18 protein-coding genes are annotated in these 21908 nt (G+C 61.5%); 13 read left to right on the top strand and 5 right to left on the bottom strand.

From position 1 onward, the window contains the following. Nucleotides 1-45 precede the first annotated feature (45 nt). Both ACOKS3_RS05265 and gltS read left to right on the top strand, forming a co-directional pair. Nucleotides 46-1554, top strand: a complete 1509-nt coding sequence (locus ACOKS3_RS05265; RefSeq protein ID WP_103445531.1) for a sigma-54-dependent transcriptional regulator — start codon at nucleotides 46-48, stop codon at nucleotides 1552-1554. A gap of 109 nt (nucleotides 1555-1663) precedes the next feature. Beyond that, nucleotides 1664-2869 carry a sodium/glutamate symporter gene (gene gltS, locus ACOKS3_RS05260; RefSeq protein WP_103445532.1) on the top strand — a complete coding sequence of 402 codons (1206 nt, stop codon included), beginning with the start codon at nucleotides 1664-1666 and terminating at the stop codon, nucleotides 2867-2869. A gap of 105 nt (nucleotides 2870-2974) precedes the next feature. Here gltS and ACOKS3_RS05255 read toward each other — a convergent pair whose 3' ends face one another. Next, nucleotides 2975-3250, bottom strand: coding sequence for a bacteriocin immunity protein (locus tag ACOKS3_RS05255; RefSeq protein ID WP_103445533.1), 276 nt, complete (start codon nucleotides 3248-3250; stop codon nucleotides 2975-2977). Next, complete coding sequence (locus ACOKS3_RS05250) at nucleotides 3240-4634, bottom strand: S-type pyocin domain-containing protein (RefSeq protein ID WP_463581468.1); 1395 nt, start codon at nucleotides 4632-4634, stop codon at nucleotides 3240-3242. Before ACOKS3_RS05250 ends, ACOKS3_RS05255 begins: the two co-directional genes overlap by 11 nt. Nucleotides 4635-4765: 131 nt before the next feature. Between ACOKS3_RS05250 and ACOKS3_RS05245 the strand changes: the two genes are divergently transcribed. Beyond that, nucleotides 4766-5916, top strand: a protein-coding gene (locus tag ACOKS3_RS05245; protein WP_087535084.1) for an IS3 family transposase whose coding sequence is annotated in 2 segments (ribosomal slippage) — nucleotides 4766-5000 and nucleotides 5000-5916 — 1152 coding nt in all. Because the reading frame shifts where the segments join, the coding sequence is not laid out codon by codon here. Here the strand turns inward: ACOKS3_RS05245 and ACOKS3_RS05240 are convergent. Beyond that, complete coding sequence (locus ACOKS3_RS05240) at nucleotides 5855-6451, bottom strand: hypothetical protein (RefSeq protein ID WP_463581467.1); 597 nt, start codon at nucleotides 6449-6451, stop codon at nucleotides 5855-5857. The genes ACOKS3_RS05245 and ACOKS3_RS05240 overlap by 62 nt on opposite strands. Nucleotides 6452-6940: 489 nt before the next feature. Between ACOKS3_RS05240 and gcvH the strand changes: the two genes are divergently transcribed. From gcvH to ACOKS3_RS05210, 6 genes are all read left to right on the top strand, one after another. Continuing rightward, a complete protein-coding gene (gcvH, locus tag ACOKS3_RS05235; protein WP_103445535.1) occupies nucleotides 6941-7324 on the top strand; it encodes a glycine cleavage system protein GcvH in 384 nt (127 codons plus the stop codon). 11 nt (nucleotides 7325-7335) lie between these two features. After that, on the top strand, nucleotides 7336-10191 hold the full coding sequence (gene gcvP, locus ACOKS3_RS05230; RefSeq protein ID WP_103445536.1) for an aminomethyl-transferring glycine dehydrogenase: 2856 nt from the start codon (nucleotides 7336-7338) through the stop codon (nucleotides 10189-10191). Between the two features lie 108 nt (nucleotides 10192-10299). Next, a complete protein-coding gene (locus ACOKS3_RS05225; protein ID WP_103445537.1) occupies nucleotides 10300-11676 on the top strand; it encodes an L-serine ammonia-lyase in 1377 nt (458 codons plus the stop codon). Nucleotides 11677-11703: 27 nt separating this feature from the next. Further along, nucleotides 11704-12825: a glycine cleavage system aminomethyltransferase GcvT gene (gene gcvT / locus ACOKS3_RS05220; RefSeq protein ID WP_103445538.1), complete on the top strand. Its 1122-nt coding sequence runs from the start codon at nucleotides 11704-11706 to the stop codon at nucleotides 12823-12825. 357 nt (nucleotides 12826-13182) lie between these two features. Further along, entirely contained in the window at nucleotides 13183-13392 is a 210-nt protein-coding gene (locus ACOKS3_RS05215) for a cold-shock protein (protein WP_016392187.1), read from the top strand. Nucleotides 13393-13483: 91 nt separating this feature from the next. Then, entirely contained in the window at nucleotides 13484-13972 is a 489-nt protein-coding gene (locus ACOKS3_RS05210) for an RDD family protein (RefSeq protein WP_103445539.1), read from the top strand. 48 nt (nucleotides 13973-14020) lie between these two features. On the opposite strand, the gene lptG is transcribed toward ACOKS3_RS05210, so the two are convergent. Then, nucleotides 14021-15082 carry an LPS export ABC transporter permease LptG gene (gene lptG / locus ACOKS3_RS05205; protein ID WP_103445540.1) on the bottom strand — a complete coding sequence of 354 codons (1062 nt, stop codon included), beginning with the start codon at nucleotides 15080-15082 and terminating at the stop codon, nucleotides 14021-14023. Continuing rightward, nucleotides 15075-16190 (bottom strand): LPS export ABC transporter permease LptF, encoded by a 1116-nt coding sequence (gene lptF, locus ACOKS3_RS05200; RefSeq protein WP_103445541.1) that lies wholly within the window; start codon nucleotides 16188-16190, stop codon nucleotides 15075-15077. Before lptF ends, lptG begins: the two co-directional genes overlap by 8 nt. Nucleotides 16191-16479: 289 nt before the next feature. Here lptF and ACOKS3_RS05195 point away from each other — a divergent pair, with 289 nt between their 5' ends. The 4 genes from ACOKS3_RS05195 to ACOKS3_RS05180 all read left to right on the top strand — a co-directional run bounded on the left by ACOKS3_RS05195 (nucleotide 16480) and on the right by ACOKS3_RS05180 (nucleotide 21889). Beyond that, nucleotides 16480-17973 carry a leucyl aminopeptidase gene (locus tag ACOKS3_RS05195; protein ID WP_103445543.1) on the top strand — a complete coding sequence of 498 codons (1494 nt, stop codon included), beginning with the start codon at nucleotides 16480-16482 and terminating at the stop codon, nucleotides 17971-17973. A gap of 50 nt (nucleotides 17974-18023) precedes the next feature. Beyond that, nucleotides 18024-18452, top strand: coding sequence for a DNA polymerase III subunit chi (locus ACOKS3_RS05190; RefSeq protein WP_103445544.1), 429 nt, complete (start codon nucleotides 18024-18026; stop codon nucleotides 18450-18452). 5 nt (nucleotides 18453-18457) lie between these two features. Then, nucleotides 18458-18832 carry a DNA polymerase III subunit chi gene (locus ACOKS3_RS05185; RefSeq protein WP_103445545.1) on the top strand — a complete coding sequence of 125 codons (375 nt, stop codon included), beginning with the start codon at nucleotides 18458-18460 and terminating at the stop codon, nucleotides 18830-18832. Between the two features lie 210 nt (nucleotides 18833-19042). After that, on the top strand, nucleotides 19043-21889 hold the full coding sequence (locus tag ACOKS3_RS05180) for a valine--tRNA ligase (protein WP_103445546.1): 2847 nt from the start codon (nucleotides 19043-19045) through the stop codon (nucleotides 21887-21889). Nucleotides 21890-21908: the final 19 nt, after the last annotated feature.

Raw genomic sequence — 21908 nt, 5'->3', positions numbered from 1 at the left:
GAGGCATACTACCGACCTCCCAGGCCACCACTTGCACCGTCCCCCATGCGCATCCACGTCAGCTTCATCGACCGCGTCGGCATCACCCAGGAAGTCCTCGCCCTGCTCGGTGCCCGCAACCTCAACCTGGACGCCGTGGAAATGGTCCCGCCGAACGTCTACATCGACGCCCCGACCCTCAGCCCCGCAGTACTCGAAGAGCTCCACGACGCCCTGTTCGAAGTCCGCGGCGTACAATCTGTGGACGTGGTCGACATCCTCCCCGGCCAGCGCCGCCATCTGCAGCTCGACGCCCTGCTGGCGGCCATGAGCGACCCGGTGCTGGCGGTCGACAGCGCCGGCAAGGTGCTGCTGGCCAACCCGGCGCTGATCGCCCTGTGCGGCCGCGAGTCCGCCGGGCGCTCGGTGGGTGAGCTGTTCAACGACCCCGGCCTGCTGCAGGCCTTGCTGGACAACAACTTCCACCTGCCGATGCGCGAGATGCAGCTCAACGGCCAGAGCCTGCTGCTGGACGCCTCGCCGATCACCAACGCAGGCGGCCTGCTGACCTTGTATCCGCCCAACCGCATGGGCGAGCGCCTGTCAGCCCTGCACCACGACCATGCCGAGGGTTTCGATGCGCTGCTCGGCGAGTCGCCAGCGATTCGCACGCTCAAGGCCCGCGCCCTGCGCGTGGCTGCACTCGACGCACCGTTGCTGGTTCATGGCGAAACCGGTACCGGCAAGGAACTGGTGGCCCGCGCCTGCCATGCCATCAGCAGCCGCCATACCGCGCCGTTCCTCGCCCTGAACTGCGCCGCACTGCCCGAGAGCCTGGCCGAGAGCGAGCTGTTCGGCTACGCACCCGGCGCCTTCACCGGCGCCCAACGCGGCGGCAAGCCGGGGCTGATGGAGCTGGCCAACCAGGGCACGGTGTTTCTCGACGAGATCGGCGAAATGTCGCCGTACCTGCAGGCCAAGCTGTTGCGTTTTCTCAGCGATGGCAGCTTCCGCCGCGTCGGTGGCGACCGCGAGGTGAAGGTGGATGTGCGCATCATCAGCGCCACCCACCGCGACCTGGAACGCATGGTCGCCGAAGGCACGTTCCGTGAAGACCTGTTCTACCGGCTGAACGTGCTCAACCTGCAGGTACCGCCGCTGCGTGATCGTGGCCAGGACATCCTGATGCTGGCGCACTACTTCATGCAGCAGGCTTGCACGCAGATCCAGCGCCCGTCTTGTCGTCTGACCCCGGCCACGCATTCGGCTTTACTGGCCAACCCGTGGCCGGGCAACGTGCGCCAGCTGCAGAACGTGATCTTCCGCGCGGCGGCGATCTGCGAGGGCAACCAGGTGGATATCGATGACCTGGACATCGCCGGGACTTCGGTGGCGCGTGGGCAGGATGGCGACGTAGCGAGCCTGGAGCAGGCGGTGGGGGACTTCGAGCGTGAGCTTCTGCAACGGTTGTATGCCAGCTACCCCTCGACCCGGCAACTGGCCGGGCGCTTGCAGACATCGCATACGGCCATTGCTCAACGTTTGCGCAAGTACGGAATTCCCGGCAAAAACTAGGACTTAACGCCCCATTTTTTAAGAAGATCCTTACGGGTTCGACCGATACTTGCTCGCACGCTGCTGCGAAAATTGGCGTTCATCCCTGTTGCTGGAAAGAACGCCTCTCATGCTGGAACTCGACTTCTACGGCACTCTGGTCGCCGCTTCTCTCGTCCTGTTGCTGGGGCACGGGCTGCTCACACGTGTCACCATCCTGCGAACCTACAACATTCCCGAACCGGTTGCCGGTGGGCTGCTCGTCGCGCTTGTTTTACTGGCGCTGCGCAGTTTCGACCTGAAAGTGCAGTTCGATACTTCACTGCAGACACCATTGATGCTGGCATTTTTCGCCACCATCGGGCTGAACGCGGACTTCGCCAGTTTGAAAAAGGGCGGACGCGTGGTCGGGGTTTTCCTGCTCGCGGTCACCGGGCTGCTGCTGGTGCAGAACGCCATGGGCATTGGCCTGGCATCGGCATTGGGGCTGGACCCGCTGATGGGCCTGCTGACCGGCTCCATCACCCTGTCCGGCGGCCACGGCACCGGCGCAGCCTGGAGCAGCACCTTCAGCGAGAAGTACGGCCTGGCGTCGGCCTCGGAGCTGGCCCTGGCATCCGCCACCTTCGGCCTGGTGCTGGGCGGCCTGATCGGCGGCCCGGTTGCCCGCCTGCTGATCAAGCGTGTGCAGGTCCCCGGCGCGGCGCAAACAGCGCCTCACTTGCCCAAGGGTTTTGAAGAACCCAAAAAAGAACGCCTGATCACGCCCTTTTCGTTTATCGAAACCCTGGCGCTGATTTCCGTCAGCCTGCTAGGCGGCACACTCTTGAATGGCCAACTGCTCGGCACGGCCTTCGAGCTGCCTACCTTCGTCTGCGTCCTGTTTGTGGGCGTACTGTTACGCAACGGGCTTTCAGCATTGGGCTTGTATCAGGTGTTCGAGCGTGAAGTGTCGGTGTTGGGCAATGTCAGCCTGTCGCTGTTCCTGGCCATTGCGCTGATGTCCCTCAAGTTGTGGGACCTGGCAGCACTGGCCCTGCCCTTCCTGATCATACTGGCGGCGCAAACTTTGCTCATGGCACTGTTCGCGATCTTCGTCACCTTCCGGGTCATGGGCCGCACCTACGACGCTGCGGTACTGGCGGCAGGCCACTGCGGGTTCGGCCTGGGCGCCACACCGACCGCCATTGCCAACATGCAGGCCGTGACCCACCGCTTCGGGCCTTCGCAACTGGCGTTTCTGGTGGTGCCGATGGTGGGCGCGTTCTTTATCGACATCATTAACGTCATCGTAATCAAGCTGTATCTGGCGCTGCCGTTTTTTGCCGGGAGTTGACTAAAAGGTTTTTTACCAAGATCAAGCGCCGCCCGGGCAGCGCTTGATATGACAGTATAAGTAAATATTCTTTAGCTTACCAAGACAAGAAGTTCCTATAAAGAATCACGACTCCTTGAAGCCTGGCAACCCTTGCTCAATCCGCCACTGCCTCACTGCATCAACAACAGACTGCGGAGTATCCTTGATACCTACCTTGTTTGGACGATAAATCAAGTCGGACCCAAGAGGATGCTCAGACAGCCGCTCGAACTTAATAATACCTTGGGTGTGAGCTCGATCAGTGGGGTAAAGTACGGGATCAGCATGATAAATACCATACACCAGTTTGAAAAAGTCACGCTCTGTATAATCAGAGATTTTATCTTCTTTAGAGTTCATTTTTCTGATGAGCCTCAATGTGAAATTTTGGAGCCAAAATAAGCATATTCTCAACATCATAAACTGCACCACCATTGTGAATACTCGTCATATGATGAATCTCAAATTTCCTCCTACTCCCAACCTGTTCACTTTTTTGTGCTACGGGTGCCAGACCTCTACGCATCGCCAAAAGATCAGCTAGTGTAAATTGCTTTTCAAACAGAGGGCTACGGCCAATCAACTGCCATAACCGCCGGCGAAATGCACCAAAGCTGCTGAATTTCTTGCCTCGCAGCTTGCTGGCGATCTGCGCAGGTATCGGAGCCCCCTCTCTGTTTCCATCATACAAGAATTCCCCTTGTATCAGTTGACCTTTACCTGATACCACCCCAGGCAGGTTCCTGGGGCTTTTGAACATCACATAAAGCGGCGGCAACCCCGAGTCCGCCGGGAAAATGATGACGTAATCATCAAGCCCAACATCCGGCAAATCAGGGTACGCGTCGATTCGGCCTTCGAGCGGTTCGAGCGTAGGCCCAACCATCGCAGTTGCGTGTGGAGGGGTCGCTGGCAAGGTAGTCGAGCTGTCAGATGGCTCGACGGCGGGCGTCCAGATCAATGTTCTGGGCGGTAAATCGTCTGTGGTAACGATGTACTGACCGTTCTGCGCGTTGAATTCCGCCGCCAGTACCGGCACCACAGAAGAGATGACAGCGCCATCAGTGCGAACGGCGAACAATTCGGTCGGCCCGATCTGTTCGCGCTTGTCACCCATCCGCACCGGCAGGTCGATCGCGCCTCGCTCGACAGCAGCAGCCTGGGCAGCAGCATCGAGTTCGACGTTGAGGTCGGTCAGCGGTGTGCTCAGGATGTAGTTGTCTTGCAGCTCACCATTACCGAGTTTGGGGGAATACAGCAACGCAAAGGTTCCTGCCAGGAAAGACCCCGACACCGCTTTGATCGAAGCGACACCCAGTGATAAGACGGCAGTGCGAATGGCCGTGGCCAGCTCTACGCCACCCTGCAGCGCCGGAGCTGCTGCCGTGGCCATGACAATGGCTGGCTTTGCCACTAGCTCAGATAGCGGAGCTTTGTAAGTGTTGGCTTGGCGTATGACCTGCTCTGCCAACGCCCTCTGGGCCGCGGCCTTCTCGGCTGCCTCGCGGGCTTTGGCCTGTGCGGTAGCTAAAGCCTGGGCCCTGGCATGCGCCTCGGCTCGCGCCGCAGCTTCCAGTTCAGCCTGGGCTCGAGCCGCAGCTTCTGCCTGGGCCTGGGCTTGGGCTTCAGCGCTTGCAATAGCCTGGTGCAGGGCCGCGATCTGCGCCTGAAGTATCTGTATCTCAGCTTCATCCAACTGAGCAGAATAGGCGGCGTGATAGGCACTCTTCAGTGCTTGCTCCAAAGCCGGGGGCCGCAGACGCATCTGTACCGTCAAACGATACGTAGCAACTGCATATTCAACTGGGCTTTTGAATCGCCCCTGGTTTCGTAGACACCTCCAAGCCTCATAATGAGGCCCAAATAGGAGGTGCCATGAGTCGTCAGCGTTACCCCGAAGAATTCAAGATCGAAGCGGTCAAGCAAGTGACCGAGAAAGGCAAACCTGTCGCCGATGTCGCCCAGCGCCTGGGCATGTCCGTGCACAGTCTTTACGCCTGGATCAAGGTCTACAGCAAGCCCCAAGAGCAGCGTCAGCAAGACGACGATCAGCAGGCCGAACTGCGCAAGCTACGCGCTGAACTCAAGCGCGTGACGGAAGAGCGAGACATCTTAAAAAAGGCCGCCGCGTACTTTGCCAAGGAGTGCGGCTGAAGTACGCCTTCATCAAGAAGCACTCGACTGATTACCCGGTGCGGCGCCTTTGCCAAACCCTCAAGGTGCACCCCAGCGGCTATTACGCCTGGCTGGCCGAGCCTCAATCTGCCCGAGCAAAAGAAGATCAACGTCTGCTTGGCTTGATCAAACACGCTTGGCTGGAAAGCGGAGGTGTATACGGCTACCGCAAAATTCACGATGACCTGCGTGAGCTGGGAGAGGAATGCGGCCGAAATCGAGTCAGGCGCTTGATGCAGGCGGAGGGACTGCGTTCTCAAACGGGCTATCGGCGGCGTCCAGGGTTCTATGGTGGAAAACCAACAGTGGCCTCGCCCAACCACCTCGCGCGGCAGTTCAAGGTAAGTGAGCCGAACAAGGTCTGGGTGACAGATATCACTTACATCCGCACCTATGAAGGGTGGCTCTACCTCGCGGTAGTGCTGGATCTGTTCTCACGCCAAGTAATTGGTTGGTCAATGAAGCCAAGGATGTGCAGCGACCTGGCTATCGACGCGATGTTGATGGCTGTTTGGCGACGCAAGCCTCAGCAGCAAGTTATGATTCACTCAGATCAAGGCAGTCAGTTCAGTAGCTCGGATTGGAAAAGCTTTTTGAAGGCCAACAATGTAATCAGCAGCATGAGCCGGCGGGGAAACTGCCACGACAATGCCGTAGCCGAGAGCTTTTTCCAGCTTTTGAAGCGAGAGCGAATCCGACGAAAGATCTACACAACCCGTGAAGAAGCCCGAAGTGATATTTTCGATTACATCGAGATGTTCTATAACCCTAAACGCCGACACAGCAGTGCTATGCAGCTGTCTCCAGTAGAGTATGAGAAACGCTATTTCCTGAGCTTGGAGAGTGTCTAGAAAACCAGGGGCGATTCATTTTGCCAAACGGGGTCGAACCAAAATAACTATTTGCAGCCGCTCGATGCCTGTTCAAATCCTGAGTTTTTCGCTCAACAAGCTTATTCCGTACATTGACGTCCTGCCTGAGCACTTCAATATGAGCTTGTGGCTGCCCACCCAAACTCTGGCGAAGTGCTTGCGCATCCAATTCAATGCGCTGTGCCACCAACGCCAACTGTGTAACATACTCACTTTTCGCTTCATCATCAGCGGCTTTCATGGCATAAGGCGCTTTATTGAAAAGTGCCTGCTGTTCTTTTGCTTCTTTACTGCCAGATTTCATATCCCTGAACCAGTCGCCATGCGGGTTGTTACCCAGGGGTGGCAGCGGCCCAGAATAGCCGGGAGGAATTGAAGGTTCACCCTCGGGTGGCCTTCCCTCTACATAACTATTGGGCAACTCGATTTGCCTGCGCTTTCTAGACATCCGTTTTTCCTCAGAAACGTGTGTTCGAATGTGCAGCTGCTTGAAATATCCGGCACGTTTGGCCACTTGCCCAACACTTCAACCACGTACCCGTCCCTCAGCAGCCAGCATAGAATCTGCATGAAGAACAACAGAGTGTCGCAGCAGGCAACGCTACCAATTCAAAGAGAGATAAATATAACCAGTAGAACCTGTCAGTAAATCAGACATAGCGAGAAGAGAAGACTCCTACAACTAATCAATGCACCTAAAAGTTATTCATCCTTTCAAAATGGAACTGACGCCACACGAACGTATCGATTTGATTACAGCGTAATGAATTCGTTACATACGAACTGAGCCCAGCAATGGCAAGGCCATGATTCCAATCTATGTTTCAGCTTAAGCAGCCACCGGAACGATTTCATTACGAACCATCGAATGTCAGCGCACGAATAGACCGTATGTCATTGATTTTAATGTGCTTTCAAAGAGTGGCCGCATTATTGCTTAGAGAACCTCAACTCAAGAGCGCGGACCCACCGCGCCCAACGCCCTGCTTCCCGAGGATTCCCCATGAGCGAGTTGCGTTTCACCGAAGATCACGAATGGCTGCGCGTCGAAGCTGACGGTAGCGTCACCGTGGGCATCACCGCCTACGCCCAGAATGCCCTTGGCGATGTGGTCTATGTGCAACTGCCTGAGCTGCAGGCGTACGACAAAGGTGCCGAAGCCTCCACCGTCGAATCGGTAAAAGCCGCCAGCGGCGTGTACATGCCCCTGACCGGTGAAGTGGTCGCGGTCAACGAAGGCCTCAACGACAGCCCCGAATTGGTCAACGAAGACCCGCTGGGCGAAGGCTGGTTCTTCCGCTTCAAGCCTGCCGACATGGCCGAAGTCGAAGCCTTGCTCGACCAGGACGCCTACGACCGCCTGATCAAAGCCAACGACGACGCCTGAGGAATCCGACCATGACCATCAACCTCGGCACCGCCAACGAATTCATCGCCCGTCACATCGGCCCGCGCGCCGCTGACGAGCAAGCCATGCTCGCCACCCTGGGCTTCGACTCGCTGGAGGCCATGAGCGCCGCCGTCATCCCCGACAGCATCAAGGGCACCAGCGTGCTCGGCTCGCAAGACGGCCAGAGCGAGGCCGATGCCCTCGCTGCGCTGAAAGCCATCGCCGGCAAGAACGTACTGTTCAAGAACTACATCGGCCAGGGCTACTACAACACCCACACCCCGGCACCGATCCTGCGCAACCTGCTGGAAAACCCGGCCTGGTACACCGCCTACACCCCGTACCAGCCAGAAATTTCCCAGGGCCGCCTGGAAGCGCTGCTGAACTTCCAGACCCTGATCAGCGACCTCACCGGCCTGCCGATCGCCAACGCCTCCTTGCTCGACGAAGCCACCGCCGCTGCCGAAGCCATGACCTTCTGCAAGCGCCTGTCGAAGAACAAGGCCAGCCACACTTTCTTCGCCTCCGTGCACTGCCACCCGCAGACCCTCGACGTGCTGCGCACCCGTGCCGAACCGCTGGGCATCGAGATCGTGGTCGGCGACGAGCGTGAACCGGGCGATGTCAGCGCCTTCTTCGGCGCCCTGCTGCAATACCCGGCCAGCAACGGCGAAGTGTTCGACTACCGCGAAGTCGTCGCGCGTTTCCACGCCGCCAACGCCCTGGTCGCCGTTGCCGCCGACCTGCTGGCCCTGACCCTGCTGACCCCACCGGGCGAGTTCGACGCCGACGTAGCCATCGGCAGCGCCCAGCGCTTCGGCGTGCCACTGGGCTTCGGTGGCCCGCACGCGGCCTACTTCGCCACGCGTGATGCCTTCAAGCGCGACATGCCGGGCCGCCTGGTCGGCGTGTCCATCGACCGCTTCGGCAAGACCGCCCTGCGCCTGGCCATGCAGACCCGCGAACAGCACATCCGCCGCGAGAAGGCCACCAGCAACATCTGCACCGCCCAGGTGCTGCTGGCCAACATCGCCAGCATGTTCGCCGTGTACCACGGCCCGGCCGGCCTCAAGCGCATTGCCGAACGCACCCACGCCCTGACCGCGATTCTGGCTGCCGGCCTGAAAACCCTGGGCCTGGAAGTGGTGGGCGAAACCGCCTTCGACACCCTGACCCTGGCCACTGGCAGCGCCACCGCCGGCCTGCACGACAAGGCCCGCGCCCAACGTATCAACCTGCGCCAAGTCGACGCCGCCCACCTGGGCCTGTCGCTCGACGAAACCAGCACCCAGGCCGACGTCGAAGCCCTCTGGCAGCTGTTCGGCGCTGACCAGGCCCAGCCTGACTTCGCCGCCCTGGCCGCCAGCAGCGGCTCGCGCCTGCCGGCCGCCCTGCTGCGCCAGTCGGCCATCCTCGAGCACCCGGTGTTCAACCGCTACCACAGCGAAACCGAGCTGATGCGCTACCTGCGCCGCCTGGCCGACAAGGACCTGGCGCTGGACCGCAGCATGATCCCGCTGGGCTCGTGCACCATGAAGCTCAACGCTGCCAGCGAAATGATCCCGGTGACCTGGGCCGAATTCGGCAACCTGCACCCGTTCGCCCCGGCCGCACAGAGCCAGGGCTACCTGCAGATGACCACCGAGCTGGAAGCCATGCTCTGCGCCGCCACCGGCTACGACGCCGTGTCGCTGCAGCCCAACGCCGGTTCCCAGGGTGAGTACGCAGGCCTCTTGGCCATCCGTGCCTACCATCGCAGCCGTGGCGAAGGCCACCGCGACATCTGCCTGATCCCGTCCTCGGCCCACGGCACCAATCCGGCGACCGCGCACATGGCCGGCATGCGCGTGGTGGTCACTGCCTGCGACGCCCGCGGCAACGTCGATGTCGAGGACCTGCGCGCCAAGGCCATCGAGCACCGCGAGCGACTGGCCGCGCTCATGATCACCTACCCGTCGACCCACGGCGTGTTCGAGGAAGCGATCGGCGAAATCTGCGCGATCATCCACGACAACGGCGGCCAGGTTTACATCGACGGCGCCAACATGAACGCCATGGTCGGCCTTTGCGCCCCGGGCAAGTTCGGCGGCGACGTTTCCCACCTGAACCTGCACAAAACCTTCTGCATTCCCCACGGCGGTGGCGGCCCGGGCGTCGGCCCGATCGGCGTCAAGTCGCACCTGGCGCCGTTCCTGCCAGGCCACGCGCAGCTGGAAAACACCGAAGGTGCGGTATGCGCCGCGCCGTTCGGCAGCGCCAGCATCCTGCCGATCACCTGGATGTACATTCGCATGATGGGTGGAGCCGGCCTCAAGCGTGCTTCGCAGATGGCAATCCTCAACGCCAACTACATCGCCCGCCGCCTGGAAGAGCACTATCCTGTCCTGTACACCGGTGGCAATGGCCTGGTCGCCCACGAATGCATCCTCGACCTTCGCCCGCTCAAGGACACCAGCGGCATCAGTGTCGATGACGTGGCCAAGCGCCTGATCGACTTCGGTTTCCATGCGCCGACCATGTCGTTCCCGGTGGCCGGCACGCTGATGATCGAACCGACCGAGAGCGAGTCCAAGGAAGAACTGGACCGCTTCTGCGACGCGATGATCCAGATCCGTGAGGAAATTCGCGCGGTGGAAACCGGCAGCCTGGACAAGGACGACAACCCGCTGAAGAACGCCCCGCACACCGCGGCCGAGCTGGTTGGCGAATGGGCCCATGGCTACAGCCGAGAGCAGGCGGTGTACCCGCTGCCGAGCCTGGTGGAAGGCAAGTACTGGCCACCGGTTGGTCGGGTCGACAACGTGTTTGGTGACCGCAACCTGGTCTGCGCCTGCCCGTCGATCGAGAGCTATCAGGACGCCTGATAGCGTTCTGACCCATTTCCTGATCTGAGGTATGGGCCTTTGTGGGAGCGGGCAAGCCCGCTCCCACAGGGTTCATCGTCCGCCCCACGAACCTGGCAGGAGGTCACCATGTCACTGAGCGTCTTCGACCTGTTCAAGATCGGCATCGGCCCCTCCAGCTCCCACACGGTTGGCCCGATGCGCGCCGCCGCACGCTTCGCCGAAGGGCTGCGCCGCGATGGCCTGCTGGCCAGCACCGTTTGCGTCAAGGCCGAGCTGTATGGCTCGCTCGGCGCCACCGGCAAGGGCCACGGCAGCGACAAGGCGGTATTGCTCGGCCTGGAAGGCGAGCACCCTGATACCGTCGACACTGAATCCATCCCCGCCCGCCTGCAGGCCATCCGCACCAGCGGCCAGCTCAGCCTGCTGGGTGAGCAGACCATCGCCTTCGTTGAGAAGCAGCACCTGGCGATGATCCGCAAACCCCTGGCCTATCACCCCAACGGCATGATCTTTCGTGCCTTTGACGCTGCCGGCTTGCAAATCCGCAGTCGTGAGTACTACTCGGTGGGCGGCGGTTTCGTGGTTGACGAAGATGCCGCCGGCCAGGACCGCATCGTCGAGGACAGCACCGTGCTGACCTACCCTTTCAAGACCGCCAAGGAGCTGCTCGGCCACTGCACCGCGCAGCACCTGTCGATCAGCCAGGTGATGCTGGCCAACGAAGGGGCCTGGCGCCCGGAAGCCGAAACCCGCGCCGGGCTGCTGCGCATCTGGCAGGTCATGCAGGACTGTGTCGAGGCCGGCTGCCGCCACGAGGGCATCCTGCCTGGCGGGCTCAAGGTCAAGCGCCGTGCTCCGGCGTTGTACCGGCAACTCAGCCGCCACCCGGAAGCGAGCCTGCGCGATGCCCTGTCGGTACTTGACTGGGTCAACCTCTACGCCTTGGCAGTCAATGAGGAAAACGCCTACGGCGGGCGCGTGGTCACCGCACCGACCAATGGCGCTGCGGGCATCGTCCCTGCGGTGTTGCACTACTACATGCGCTTCGTCCCTGGCGCCAGCGAGGACGGCGTGGTGCGTTTTCTGCTCACCGCTGCCGCGATCGGCATCCTTTACAAGGAAAACGCCTCGATTTCCGGAGCCGAAGTCGGCTGCCAGGGCGAGGTCGGCGTGGCCTGTTCGATGGCCGCAGGCGCCCTGTGCGAAGTGATGGGTGGTACCCCGCCGCAAGTGGAGAACGCTGCTGAAATCGGCATGGAACACAACCTCGGCCTGACCTGCGACCCGATAGGCGGCCTGGTTCAGGTGCCTTGCATCGAGCGCAACGCCATGGGCTCGGTGAAAGCTATCAATGCCGTACGCATGGCGCTGCGCGGTGACGGGCAGCACTACGTGTCGCTCGACAAGGTGATCCGTACCATGCGCCAGACCGGTGCCGACATGAAAAGCAAATACAAGGAGACCGCCCGCGGCGGTCTGGCCGTCAACATCATCGAATGTTGACCCAATAAAAAAACCAAGGAGTCACCGATGTCCGAAACACTGCAAAAGACCCCGCTGCACGCCCTGCACCTGGAACTGGGCGCGCGCATGGTGCCGTTCGCCGGCTTCGACATGCCGGTGCAGTACCCGCTGGGCGTGCTCAAGGAACACCTGCATACCCGCGAACAAGCCGGCCTGTTCGACGTCTCGCACATGGGCCAGATCGTCCTGCGTGGCGCCGATGCAGCCAAGGCGCTGGAGTCGCTGGTGCCGGTGGACATCATCGACCTGCCGGTGGGGATGCAGCGTTATGCCATGTTCACCAACGAGCAGGGCGGCATCCTTGACGACCTGATGGTAGCCAATCTCGGTGACGACACCCTGTTCCTGGTGGTCAATGCCGCCTGTAAGGAGCAGGATCTGGCGCACCTGCAGAAACACATCGGCGCACGATGCGAGGTGGAACCACTGTTCGAGCAACGCGCCCTGCTTGCCCTGCAAGGCCCGGCGGCGGTGAATGTGCTGGGGCGCCTGGCGCCGGAAGTGGCGGGCATGACCTTCATGCAGTTCCGTCCGGTGAAACTGCTGGGTGAAGACTGCTTCGTCAGCCGTTCGGGCTACACCGGCGAAGATGGCTACGAGATCTCGGTGCCAGTCGGCGCTGCCGAAACCCTGGCGCGTCGTCTGCTGGCCGAGCCTGAGGTGCAGCCTATCGGCCTGGGTGCTCGCGACTCGCTGCGCCTGGAAGCCGGCCTGTGCCTGTATGGTCACGACATGAACACCACCACTACGCCGATCGAAGCCAGCCTGCTCTGGGCAATGTCCAAGGTCCGCCGCGCCGACGGTGGCCGTGCCGGTGGCTTCCCGGGTGCCGAGGCGGTATTCGCTCAGCAGAAACAAGGCGTAGCCCGCAAACGAGTGGGTTTGTTGCCACAAGAACGTACGCCCGTACGTGAAGGTGCGGATATTGTTGATGCGTTCGATAAAACTGTGGGCAAAGTCTGCAGCGGCGGTTTCGGCCCGACACTCGGCGCCCCTGTTGCGATGGGCTATGTCGATATCGAACACAGTGCACTCGACACCGCTCTGTTTGCCTTGGTACGCGGCAAGAAGGTTGCCTTGAAAGTCAGTAAAATGCCTTTCGTTGCACAGCGTTACTACCGGGGTTGAAAGCACGGCCTGAGGTTTGCGGGCGGGCTCCACATATTCGATTTCGAACCTGCCCAATAACTTTTGAACATGGCGCCAGGCCAGGCGCCATGCCGTTTCCGACAAATCCGTCGGTTATCGGCAAAAGGCCAATTTTCCATACGACCAAGGGCTTGTTTTTTTCTCGGGAGTTGGCGTAGAGTCAACGCACTGTGTTTGCATGGGTCGCAACAGTTCGTGACCTGGGCCAGTAGCCGAGATTTGCTACAACCCGTTCGACGTCTCTTACTTTCCTGCAACCCAGCCCAGTAGTCTTTCACTCATATATAACGTGAAAGAAACTGTCATCAAAATTTAAGCTTCATAGGAAATAAGACAATGGCTGAGCGTCAGAACGGTACCGTCAAGTGGTTCAATGACGAAAAAGGTTACGGTTTCATCACCCCAGAAAGCGGTCCGGATCTGTTCGTGCACTTCCGTGCCATCGAAGGCAACGGCTTCAAGAGCCTGAAAGAAGGCCAGAAGGTCACCTTCGAAGCAGTCCAAGGCCAGAAAGGCATGCAGGCTGACAAAGTCCAGCCTGTCTAAGCACAAGCCCGACTCCTAAAAAGCCCCTGCCATGTGCAGGGGCTTTTTTTTGCCCGTAGAATAGCGCCTTAGCCATTCGGAGCTGTTCTGCATGTCCAAGCCTCTGCTTTCCCCCCAGGGTGATTTCCCACCGGTCGGCCTGGGCCGACGTCTGGCGGCGATGTTCTATGACTTCCTGCTGTGCACGGCACTGCTGATCGTCACTGCCGGGGCCTACAAGATGATCCAGATGACCATCATCGGCGAAGCCCGCATGCGTGAACTGACCGAGGCCGGCGCGCTGGATGGCGACCCACTGCTCTCGACCGTGCTGCTGTTCGCCCTGTTCGGCTTCTTTGCCAAGTTCTGGACCCATGGCGGCCAGACCCTGGGCATGCAGGTGTGGGGCGTGCGCGTACAGAACGCCGACGGCAGCGCTATCAGCCTGTGGCAGGCACTGTTGCGCTTCGTGGTGTCGATTGCCTCCTGGCTTTGCCTGGGGCTTGGGTTCTTCTGGTCGCTGATCGACAAGCGCAAACGCGGCTGGCATGACATCTATTCGGACACCCAGCTAGTGCGGGTACCGAAGCAGAAAAAGTAGGCACAAAAAAGCCGACCCTTGGGTCGGCTTTTTCAGCTGCTCAGGCCATCAACCCGCCCGGCGCAACAACCACACCCCAGCCAAGGCACAGATGCCTGCAGGAATCACCACTGCCAGCAACGGCGGGAAGCCGAACACCTGGCTCGACGGACCCAGCAGGTCCTGGCCGATGCGGAACGCGAAGCCCACCAGTACGCCGGTGAACACGCGCTGGCCGAGGGTAACCGAACGCAGCGGGCCGAAGATGAAGGAGATCGCCATCAACACCAGTGCCGCGGTCACAATCGGTTGCATCACCTTGGTCCAGAACGCCAGCCAGTAGCGGGCGTTGTTCAGGCCCTGGTCGGACAGGTAGTGGATGTAGTCCCAAAGCCCAGTGATCGACAGCGACTCGGGGGCCATGATCACGGTATTGAGCAGTTGCGGCGTCAGCGAAACGTCCCAGAGCTCCGTCGGTGCCTTCACCACTTCGGTGCGGTCACCGTGGAAGTAGGTGGTGCTGATATCGCTGAGCGTCCAGTGGTCGTCGTTGTACTCGGCACGACGGGCAAAGCTCGAGGTCTGGATCTTGCGTTCGTTGTCGAAGCGGTAGCGCGTCACGCCCAGCAGCAAGCCATTGGGCTGCACCGAGTTGATGTGCACGAACTCCTCGCCCTGGCGGTGCCACATGCCATGCCTCGAGCTCTGCGCTTCACCACCTCCCTGAGCCAGGGAACGGTCGGCCTGGGCCTTGTTCTCGGTGACCGGGGCGACGTATTCACCAATCAGCAGGCCGACCAGCATCAGCACCAGCATCGGCTTCATCACCGCCCAGACGATGCGACCGATGGAGACCCCAGCGGCGCGCATGATAGTCAGTTCGCTGTTGCTGGCCAGGCTGCCGAGGCCGATCAGGCAACCAATCAGTGCCGCCATCGGCAGCATTTCGTACAGGCGCCGAGGTGCCGTCAGCAGGACGAAATTGCCCGCGTCCAGCAAGGTGTAGGTATCGCTCAGTTCACCCATCTCGTCGATGAAGGCGAACAGCGAGGCCAGGCCGAGGATGATCCCCAGCACGGCCAGGATGGCCAGCAACACGCTCATGCCGATGTAGCGGTCGAGCTTACCCATGGGCCACCTCCGCACGACGAGCAGCCATTTTCAGGCGCAGCGGTTCCCAATACATCAAGGTCAGGCCGATCAGCAGGAACAGGCCATGCACCCACCAGATGCCCAGGCTGATCGGCAATTTGCCCTTCTCCAGAGCGCCGCGTACGGAAATCAGCATTGTCAGGTAAGCCATGTACAGAAGAATCGCCGGCAGCAGCTTGAGGAAGCGGCCTTGGCGCGGGTTGACCCTGGCCAGCGGCACCGCCATCAGGGTCACGATGAACACCAGAATCGGCAGCGACAGGCGCCATTGCAGCTCGGCACGCTCGCGCAGGTCGGTCTTGCCGAACAGCTCAAGGGTCGGGATGGCTTCGCGATCGGTCACGTCTTCGGCGACTTCAGGCTTGGGCAGCAAGACACCATAGGTGTCGTACTTGATGGCACGGTAGTCGGCCTGGCCAGGATTACCGTCGTAGCGGTAGCCGTTCTCCAGCACCAGGTAGCGATTGCCATCGGCCTGGATTTCCTGATGGCCTCTTTCGGCAACCAGCACCGAAGGCGCACGATCCTTGGTCTTGTCCTGGTTGAAGCGCTTCTCGGAAATGAACACCCCGCCAAGTTTGACGCGATCGTCCGACAGCTGTTCGGTGTAAGTGACCCGTGAACCGTCGCGCAGGGTCTGGAAACGGCCCGGCACCAGGGTGTCGAACTCGGTCATGGCATCCTGCTGGGCAACGATCTTCTGCACCTGCGCAACGCCCAGCGGAGACAGGCTCAGGCTCAGCCAGGCCACCAGCAGGGCGACCAGGGCCGCCGGCGCCATGGTCAGGGCCAGCAGACGCTGCTGGCTCATGCCGGTCGCCGACAGGACGGTCATTTCGCTTTCCAGGTACAGCCGGCCGTAGGCCAGGAGAATGCCGAGGAACAGGCCCAGCGGCAGAATCAGCTGCAGGAAACCTGGCATGCGGAAGCCCATGATCAGGAACAGCACGCCAGGGTCGAGAATGCCCTGGGCCGCCTGGGCCAGGTACTTGATGAAGCGCCCGCTCATGATGATCACCAGCAGCACGGCACTGACGGCGCTCAAGGTCACCAGGACCTCGCGGGACAAATAACGAAAGACGATCAAACCAGACACTCCTGGGTTGTCAGGGGCGGACTGCCAAACATTGGCCTGTGACAGCCAGGACCAAAGCCGGTTCGCCAACGGCGAACCTCCATATGAAGTGCGCGCATTATCCTGTGATTGGCCGCGCCTGTCACTTGGCCGCGCATGAAGGCCCACATCGGGCTTGTCAGCACGCTTGCGGGAGGCTCAAACTGGCAGCTTTTCCACTGGCACGCGACAACGCGGCCAGGCCCGTCCAGAGCGCGAAATCGCATAGCGCCAACTGCATAGATCATTCGGGGACCCTGACATGGAACTGGTTGTAAAAAGCGTAGCCGCTGCATCCGTAAAAACCGCCACTCTGGTCGTGCCGGTCGGTGAAGGGCGCAAGCTCGGTACCGTTGCCAAGGCCGTCGACGACGCCTGCGAAGGCGCCATCAGCGCGGTGCTCAAGCGTGGCGACCTGGCCGGCAAGCCTGGCCAGACCCTGTTGCTGCAGAGCGTGCCTGGCCTGAAGGCCGAGCGCGTGCTGCTGGTCGGCAGCGGCAAGGACGAAGCCCTCGGTGACCGCGCCTGGCGCAAGCTGGTGGCCAGCGTGGCTGGTGTACTCAAGGGCCTGAACGGCGGCGATGCCGTGCTGGCCCTGGACGACATCACGGTCAGCAACCGCGACGCCCACTACGGCAAATACCGCCTGCTGACCGAGACGCTGCTCGACGGTGAATACGTGTTCGACCGTTTCAAGAGCCAGAAGGCCGAACCGCGCGCCCTGAAGAAGGTTACCCTGCTGGCCGACAAGGCCGGCCTGGCCGAGGTCGAGCGCGCCATCAAGCATGCCAGCGCCATCGCCACCGGCATGGCCTTCACCCGTGACCTGGGCAACCTGCCGCCCAACCTGTGCCACCCGAGCTTCCTGGCCGAGCAGGCCAAGGAACTGGGCAAGGCCCACAAGGGCCTGAAGGTCGAAGTGCTGGACGAGAAGAAGATCAAGGACCTGGGCATGGGCGCGTTCTACGCCGTGGGCCAGGGCAGCGACCAGCCGCCACGCCTGATCGTCCTCAACTACCAGGGTGGCAAGAAGTCCGACAAGCCGTTCGTACTGGTGGGCAAGGGCATCACCTTCGATACCGGCGGCATCAGCCTCAAGCCAGGCGCCGGCATGGATGAAATGAAATACGACATGTGTGGCGCCGCCAGCGTGTTCGGCACCCTGCGCGCGGTCCTCGAACTGCAGCTGCCAATCAACCTGGTGTGCCTGCTGGCCTGCGCCGAAAACATGCCGAGCGGCGGTGCCACCCGCCCGGGCGACATCGTCACCACAATGAGCGGCCAGACCGTCGAAATCCTCAACACCGACGCCGAAGGCCGCCTGGTGCTGTGCGACACCCTGACCTACGCCGAGCGCTTCAAGCCGCAGGCGGTGATCGACATCGCCACCCTGACCGGCGCCTGCATCGTCGCTCTGGGCAGCCACACCTCGGGCCTGATGGGCAACAACGACGAGCTGGTTGGCCACCTGCTCGATGCCGGCAAGCGTGCCGACGACCGTGCCTGGCAGCTGCCGCTGTTCGACGAGTATCAGGAACAACTCGACAGCCCGTTCGCCGACATGGGTAACATCGGTGGGCCGAAAGCCGGCACCATCACCGCTGGCTGCTTCCTGTCGCGCTTCGCCAAGGCCTACAACTGGGCGCACATGGACATCGCCGGCACGGCCTGGATCAGTGGCGGCAAGGACAAGGGCGCTACCGGTCGCCCGGTCCCGCTGCTGACCCAGTACCTGCTGGACCGCGCTGGCGCCTGATGCCGTGAGGCCGATGGCGCCCCTGGCGCCATCGGCTGGCAGACCACACCATGAGCAAAGTCGATTTCTATATCCTGCCCACCGACTCGCTGTCGGCGCGGCTGGACTTCGCCTGCAAGCTGTGCGAGAAGGCCTGGCGCCTCGGCCACCGGGTCTACCTGCATTGCCAGGACGCCGAACAGCGTGCCGAACTGGATCAACGCCTGTGGCGCTTCAAGGGAGAAGCCTTCGTGCCCCACGACCTGGCCGAAGTGCACGCAGATGCCAGGGTAGCCTTGGGCCTCGCCGACGATGCCGGCGAACACCGTGACCTGCTGATCAACCTGGGCGCCGGTGTACCGGGGTTTGTCGGCCAGTTCGAGCGGGTTGCCGAGATCGTTGTCGAGGAGCCCGGCATTCGCCAATCGGCCCGCGAGCGGTTCCGTTTCTACCGCGAACAGGGCTATGCTCTGCAAGACCACCGCTTACAGCGACTTTGACGACGATGGACAAGCCTTCCGCCCTACCCGATTCCGCCCATCTGCTGGATGATCTGGAGTCGATTCGCCAGCTGCTCGGCGATGCCGACCTGCAGCCGCCGCTGCTGACCGAAACGGTCGAGCAGATTCCCCTGTTGCTCGATGTACCTGCAGGTAACGCGGCGCCAGCCCCTGAAGCTGAGCCCGCAGCAGCAGCTGAACCCGAGGATGATCCGCAGACCCGCCGCCAGGACACCCTGCTGCACCTGGAGAGCGAGTTGCGCGCCGCGGCGCAGATGATCATGCAGGACGTGATCAACGACTTCACCCCGCACATCGAGAACGAGATCAAGCGCCGCCTGGATGCGCGGATCGAACGTCTCATCAAGCGTTCCGAGTAACCCGGTAGATCGGCGCCGCCTGCTTCGCGGGTAAACCCGCTCCCCAAGTGCACCGCAGCTCTTGCGGGTTGGCGTGCACCTGTTGGGAGCGGGTTTCCCCGCGAAGAGGCCAATCCTGCCTTGCCAGATAGCAGCAGCTTGTCGCCTGCGGCCCCCAGCTTGGTTATACTTCTCGGCTTTCCCGAATAAATGCACAGGGTCCCGCCGCGCATGGATAAGACCTACCAGCCGCACGCCATCGAAACTTCCTGGTACAACACCTGGGAGTCCGAAAACTATTTCGCTCCACAAGGTGCAGGTGAGTCCTACACCATCATGATCCCGCCACCGAACGTGACGGGCAGCCTGCACATGGGCCACGGCTTCAACAACGCGATCATGGACGCCCTGATCCGTTTCCGCCGCATGCAAGGCCGCGACACCCTGTGGCAGCCCGGTACCGACCACGCCGGTATCGCCACGCAGATGCTGGTCGAGCGCCAGCTCGAGGCCAAGGGCCAGAACCGTCACGACCTGGGCCGTGAGAAGTTCCTGGAGAAAGTCTGGGAATGGAAGGATCAATCGGGTGGCAACATCAGCCGCCAGATCCGCCGCCTGGGCTCGTCGGTCGACTGGAGCCGCGAACGCTTCACCATGGACGAAGGCCTGTCTGAGGCGGTCAAGGAAGCCTTCGTGCGCCTGCACGAGGACGGCCTCATCTACCGCGGCAAGCGCCTGGTCAACTGGGACACCAAGCTGCACACGGCCATTTCCGACCTCGAAGTGGAAAACCACGACGAGAAGGGCCACCTGTGGAACCTGCGCTACCCGCTGGCCGACGGCGCCAAGACCGCCGAAGGCAAGGACTACCTGGTGGTCGCCACCACCCGTCCGGAAACCCTGCTCGGTGACGCCGCCGTTGCCGTCAACCCGACCGACGAGCGCTACCAGGCACTGATCGGCAAGTTCGTCGAACTGCCGCTGGTCGGCCGCCGCATCCCGATCATCGCCGACGACTACTGCGACCCGGAATTCGGCACTGGCTGCGTGAAGATCACCCCGGCCCACGACTTCAACGACTACGAAGTCGGCAAGCGCCACAACCTGCCGCTGCTGAACATCTTCGACAAGAACGCCCTGGTGTTGTCCGCCGCCCAGGCCTTCAACCTCGATGGCAGCCTCAACGAGCAGATCGACACCAGCCTGCCTGCCCAGTACGCCGGCCTCGACCGTTTCGTCGCGCGCAAGCAGATCGTTGCCGACCTGGACGCCCAGGGCCTGCTGGTAAGCATCGACGACCACGCTTTGAAGGTGCCGAAAGGCGACCGTTCGGGCACCGTCATCGAGCCCTGGCTGACCGACCAGTGGTACGTCTCCACCAAGCCACTGGCAGAACCTGCCATCGAAGCCGTGGAAGACGGCCGCATCCAGTTCGTGCCCAAGCAGTACGAGAACATGTACTTCTCCTGGATGCGCGATATCCAGGACTGGTGCATCAGCCGCCAGCTGTGGTGGGGGCACCGCATTCCGGCCTGGTACGATGAGGCCGGCCAGGTCTATGTCGGCCGCAATGAAGAAGAAGTGCGTGCCAAGCACAACCTCGGCAGCGATGTGAACCTGCGCCAGGACGACGACGTCCTCGACACCTGGTTCAGCTCGGGCCTGTGGACCTTCTCTACCCTGGGCTGGCCGGAACAGACCGAGTTCCTGAAGAAGTTCCACTCCACCGACGTACTGGTGACTGGCTTCGACATCATCTTCTTCTGGGTTGCGCGCATGATCATGCTGACCATGCACCTGATCAAGAACGAGGACGGCACCCCGCAGGTACCGTTCAAGACCGTGTACGTGCACGGCCTGGTGCGCGATGGCCAGGGCCAGAAGATGTCCAAGTCCAAGGGCAACGTGCTCGACCCGCTGGACATCGTCGACGGCATCACCCTCGATGCCCTGCTGGAAAAACGCACCAGCGGCATGATGCAGCCCAAGCTTGCCGAGAAGATCGCCAAGCAGACCAAGGCCGAGTTCCCGGAAGGTATCGCCAGCTACGGCACCGACGCCCTGCGCTTCACCTTCTGCTCGCTTGCTTCCACCGGCCGCGACATCAAGTTCGACATGGGCCGCGTCGAAGGCTACCGCAACTTCTGCAACAAGATCTGGAACGCCGCCCGCTACGTGCTGGACAAGGGTGAGGACTGCGGCCAGAACGGCGAAGCCTGCGAACTGTCGCTGGCGGACCGCTGGATCATCTCGCAGCTGCAGCGCACCGAAGCCGAAGTGACCCGCCAGCTGGAGCAGTTCCGCTTCGACCTGGCCAGCCAGGCGCTGTACGAGTTCATCTGGAACCAGTACTGCGACTGGTATCTGGAGCTGTCCAAGCCTGTGCTGTGGGACGAGAACGCCCCGGTCGAGCGCGCCCGTGGCACCCGTCGCACCCTGGTCCGCGTACTGGAAGTGGCGCTGCGCCTGGCGCACCCGTTCATGCCGTTCATCACCGAAGAAATCTGGCAGCGCATCGCGCCGCTGGCCGGTATCGAAGGCAAGACCATCATGCTGCAGCCATGGCCAGTGGCCAATGAAAGCCGCATCGATGCCGCCGCCGAAGGTGATATCGAGTGGCTCAAGGAGCTGATGGTCGGCCTGCGCAACATCCGCGCCGAGATGAACATCGGCCCGGGCAAGCCACTGCCGCTGTTCCTCAAGAACGCCAATGCCGACGACCAGCGTCGCCTGCAGGAAAACGAAGCCCTGCTGAAGAAGCTGGCCAAGGTCGAATCGTTCACCGTGCTCGGCGATGCCGACGAAGCACCGCTGTCGGCCACCGCTCTGGTTGGCGACCTGCAGGTGCTGGTGCCGATGGCTGGCCTGATCGACAAGGACGCTGAACTGGCGCGCCTGAGCAAGGAAATCCAGCGTCTGCAGGGTGAAGTCCAGCGCGTGGGTGGCAAGTTGTCCAACGCCGCCTTCGTCGACAAGGCGCCGCCTGCCGTAATCGAGAAGGAACGCGCCAAGCTGGCCGAGTCCGAACAGGCCCTGGCCAACTTCACCGAGCAGCACGCGCGGATTGCAGCGCTGTAACTTAAAGTGAAGCCATAGC

The sequence above is a fragment of the Pseudomonas sp. HS6-2 genome (genome assembly GCF_049325675.2).
Lineage (GTDB): Bacteria > Pseudomonadota > Gammaproteobacteria > Pseudomonadales > Pseudomonadaceae > Aquipseudomonas > Aquipseudomonas putida_N.
The sequence above is the reverse complement of the archived record's forward strand: the minus strand, read 5'-3'. Positions and strand labels throughout refer to the sequence as shown.

What these genes read in the sequence shown, in the direction of transcription:
- ACOKS3_RS05265 (WP_103445531.1), top strand. Translation starts at nt 46, where the DNA reads ATGCGCATCCACGTCAGCTTCATCGACCGCGTCGGCATCACCCAGGAA.
- gltS (WP_103445532.1), top strand. Translation starts at nt 1,664, where the DNA reads ATGCTGGAACTCGACTTCTACGGCACTCTGGTCGCCGCTTCTCTCGTC.
- ACOKS3_RS05255 (WP_103445533.1), bottom strand. Translation starts at nt 3,250, where the DNA reads ATGAACTCTAAAGAAGATAAAATCTCTGATTATACAGAGCGTGACTTT.
- gcvH (WP_103445535.1), top strand. Translation starts at nt 6,941, where the DNA reads ATGAGCGAGTTGCGTTTCACCGAAGATCACGAATGGCTGCGCGTCGAA.
- gcvP (WP_103445536.1), top strand. Translation starts at nt 7,336, where the DNA reads ATGACCATCAACCTCGGCACCGCCAACGAATTCATCGCCCGTCACATC.
- ACOKS3_RS05225 (WP_103445537.1), top strand. Translation starts at nt 10,300, where the DNA reads ATGTCACTGAGCGTCTTCGACCTGTTCAAGATCGGCATCGGCCCCTCC.
- gcvT (WP_103445538.1), top strand. Translation starts at nt 11,704, where the DNA reads ATGTCCGAAACACTGCAAAAGACCCCGCTGCACGCCCTGCACCTGGAA.
- ACOKS3_RS05215 (WP_016392187.1), top strand. Translation starts at nt 13,183, where the DNA reads ATGGCTGAGCGTCAGAACGGTACCGTCAAGTGGTTCAATGACGAAAAA.
- ACOKS3_RS05210 (WP_103445539.1), top strand. Translation starts at nt 13,484, where the DNA reads ATGTCCAAGCCTCTGCTTTCCCCCCAGGGTGATTTCCCACCGGTCGGC.
- lptG (WP_103445540.1), bottom strand. Translation starts at nt 15,082, where the DNA reads ATGGGTAAGCTCGACCGCTACATCGGCATGAGCGTGTTGCTGGCCATC.
- ACOKS3_RS05195 (WP_103445543.1), top strand. Translation starts at nt 16,480, where the DNA reads ATGGAACTGGTTGTAAAAAGCGTAGCCGCTGCATCCGTAAAAACCGCC.
- ACOKS3_RS05190 (WP_103445544.1), top strand. Translation starts at nt 18,024, where the DNA reads ATGAGCAAAGTCGATTTCTATATCCTGCCCACCGACTCGCTGTCGGCG.
- ACOKS3_RS05185 (WP_103445545.1), top strand. Translation starts at nt 18,458, where the DNA reads ATGGACAAGCCTTCCGCCCTACCCGATTCCGCCCATCTGCTGGATGAT.
- ACOKS3_RS05180 (WP_103445546.1), top strand. Translation starts at nt 19,043, where the DNA reads ATGGATAAGACCTACCAGCCGCACGCCATCGAAACTTCCTGGTACAAC.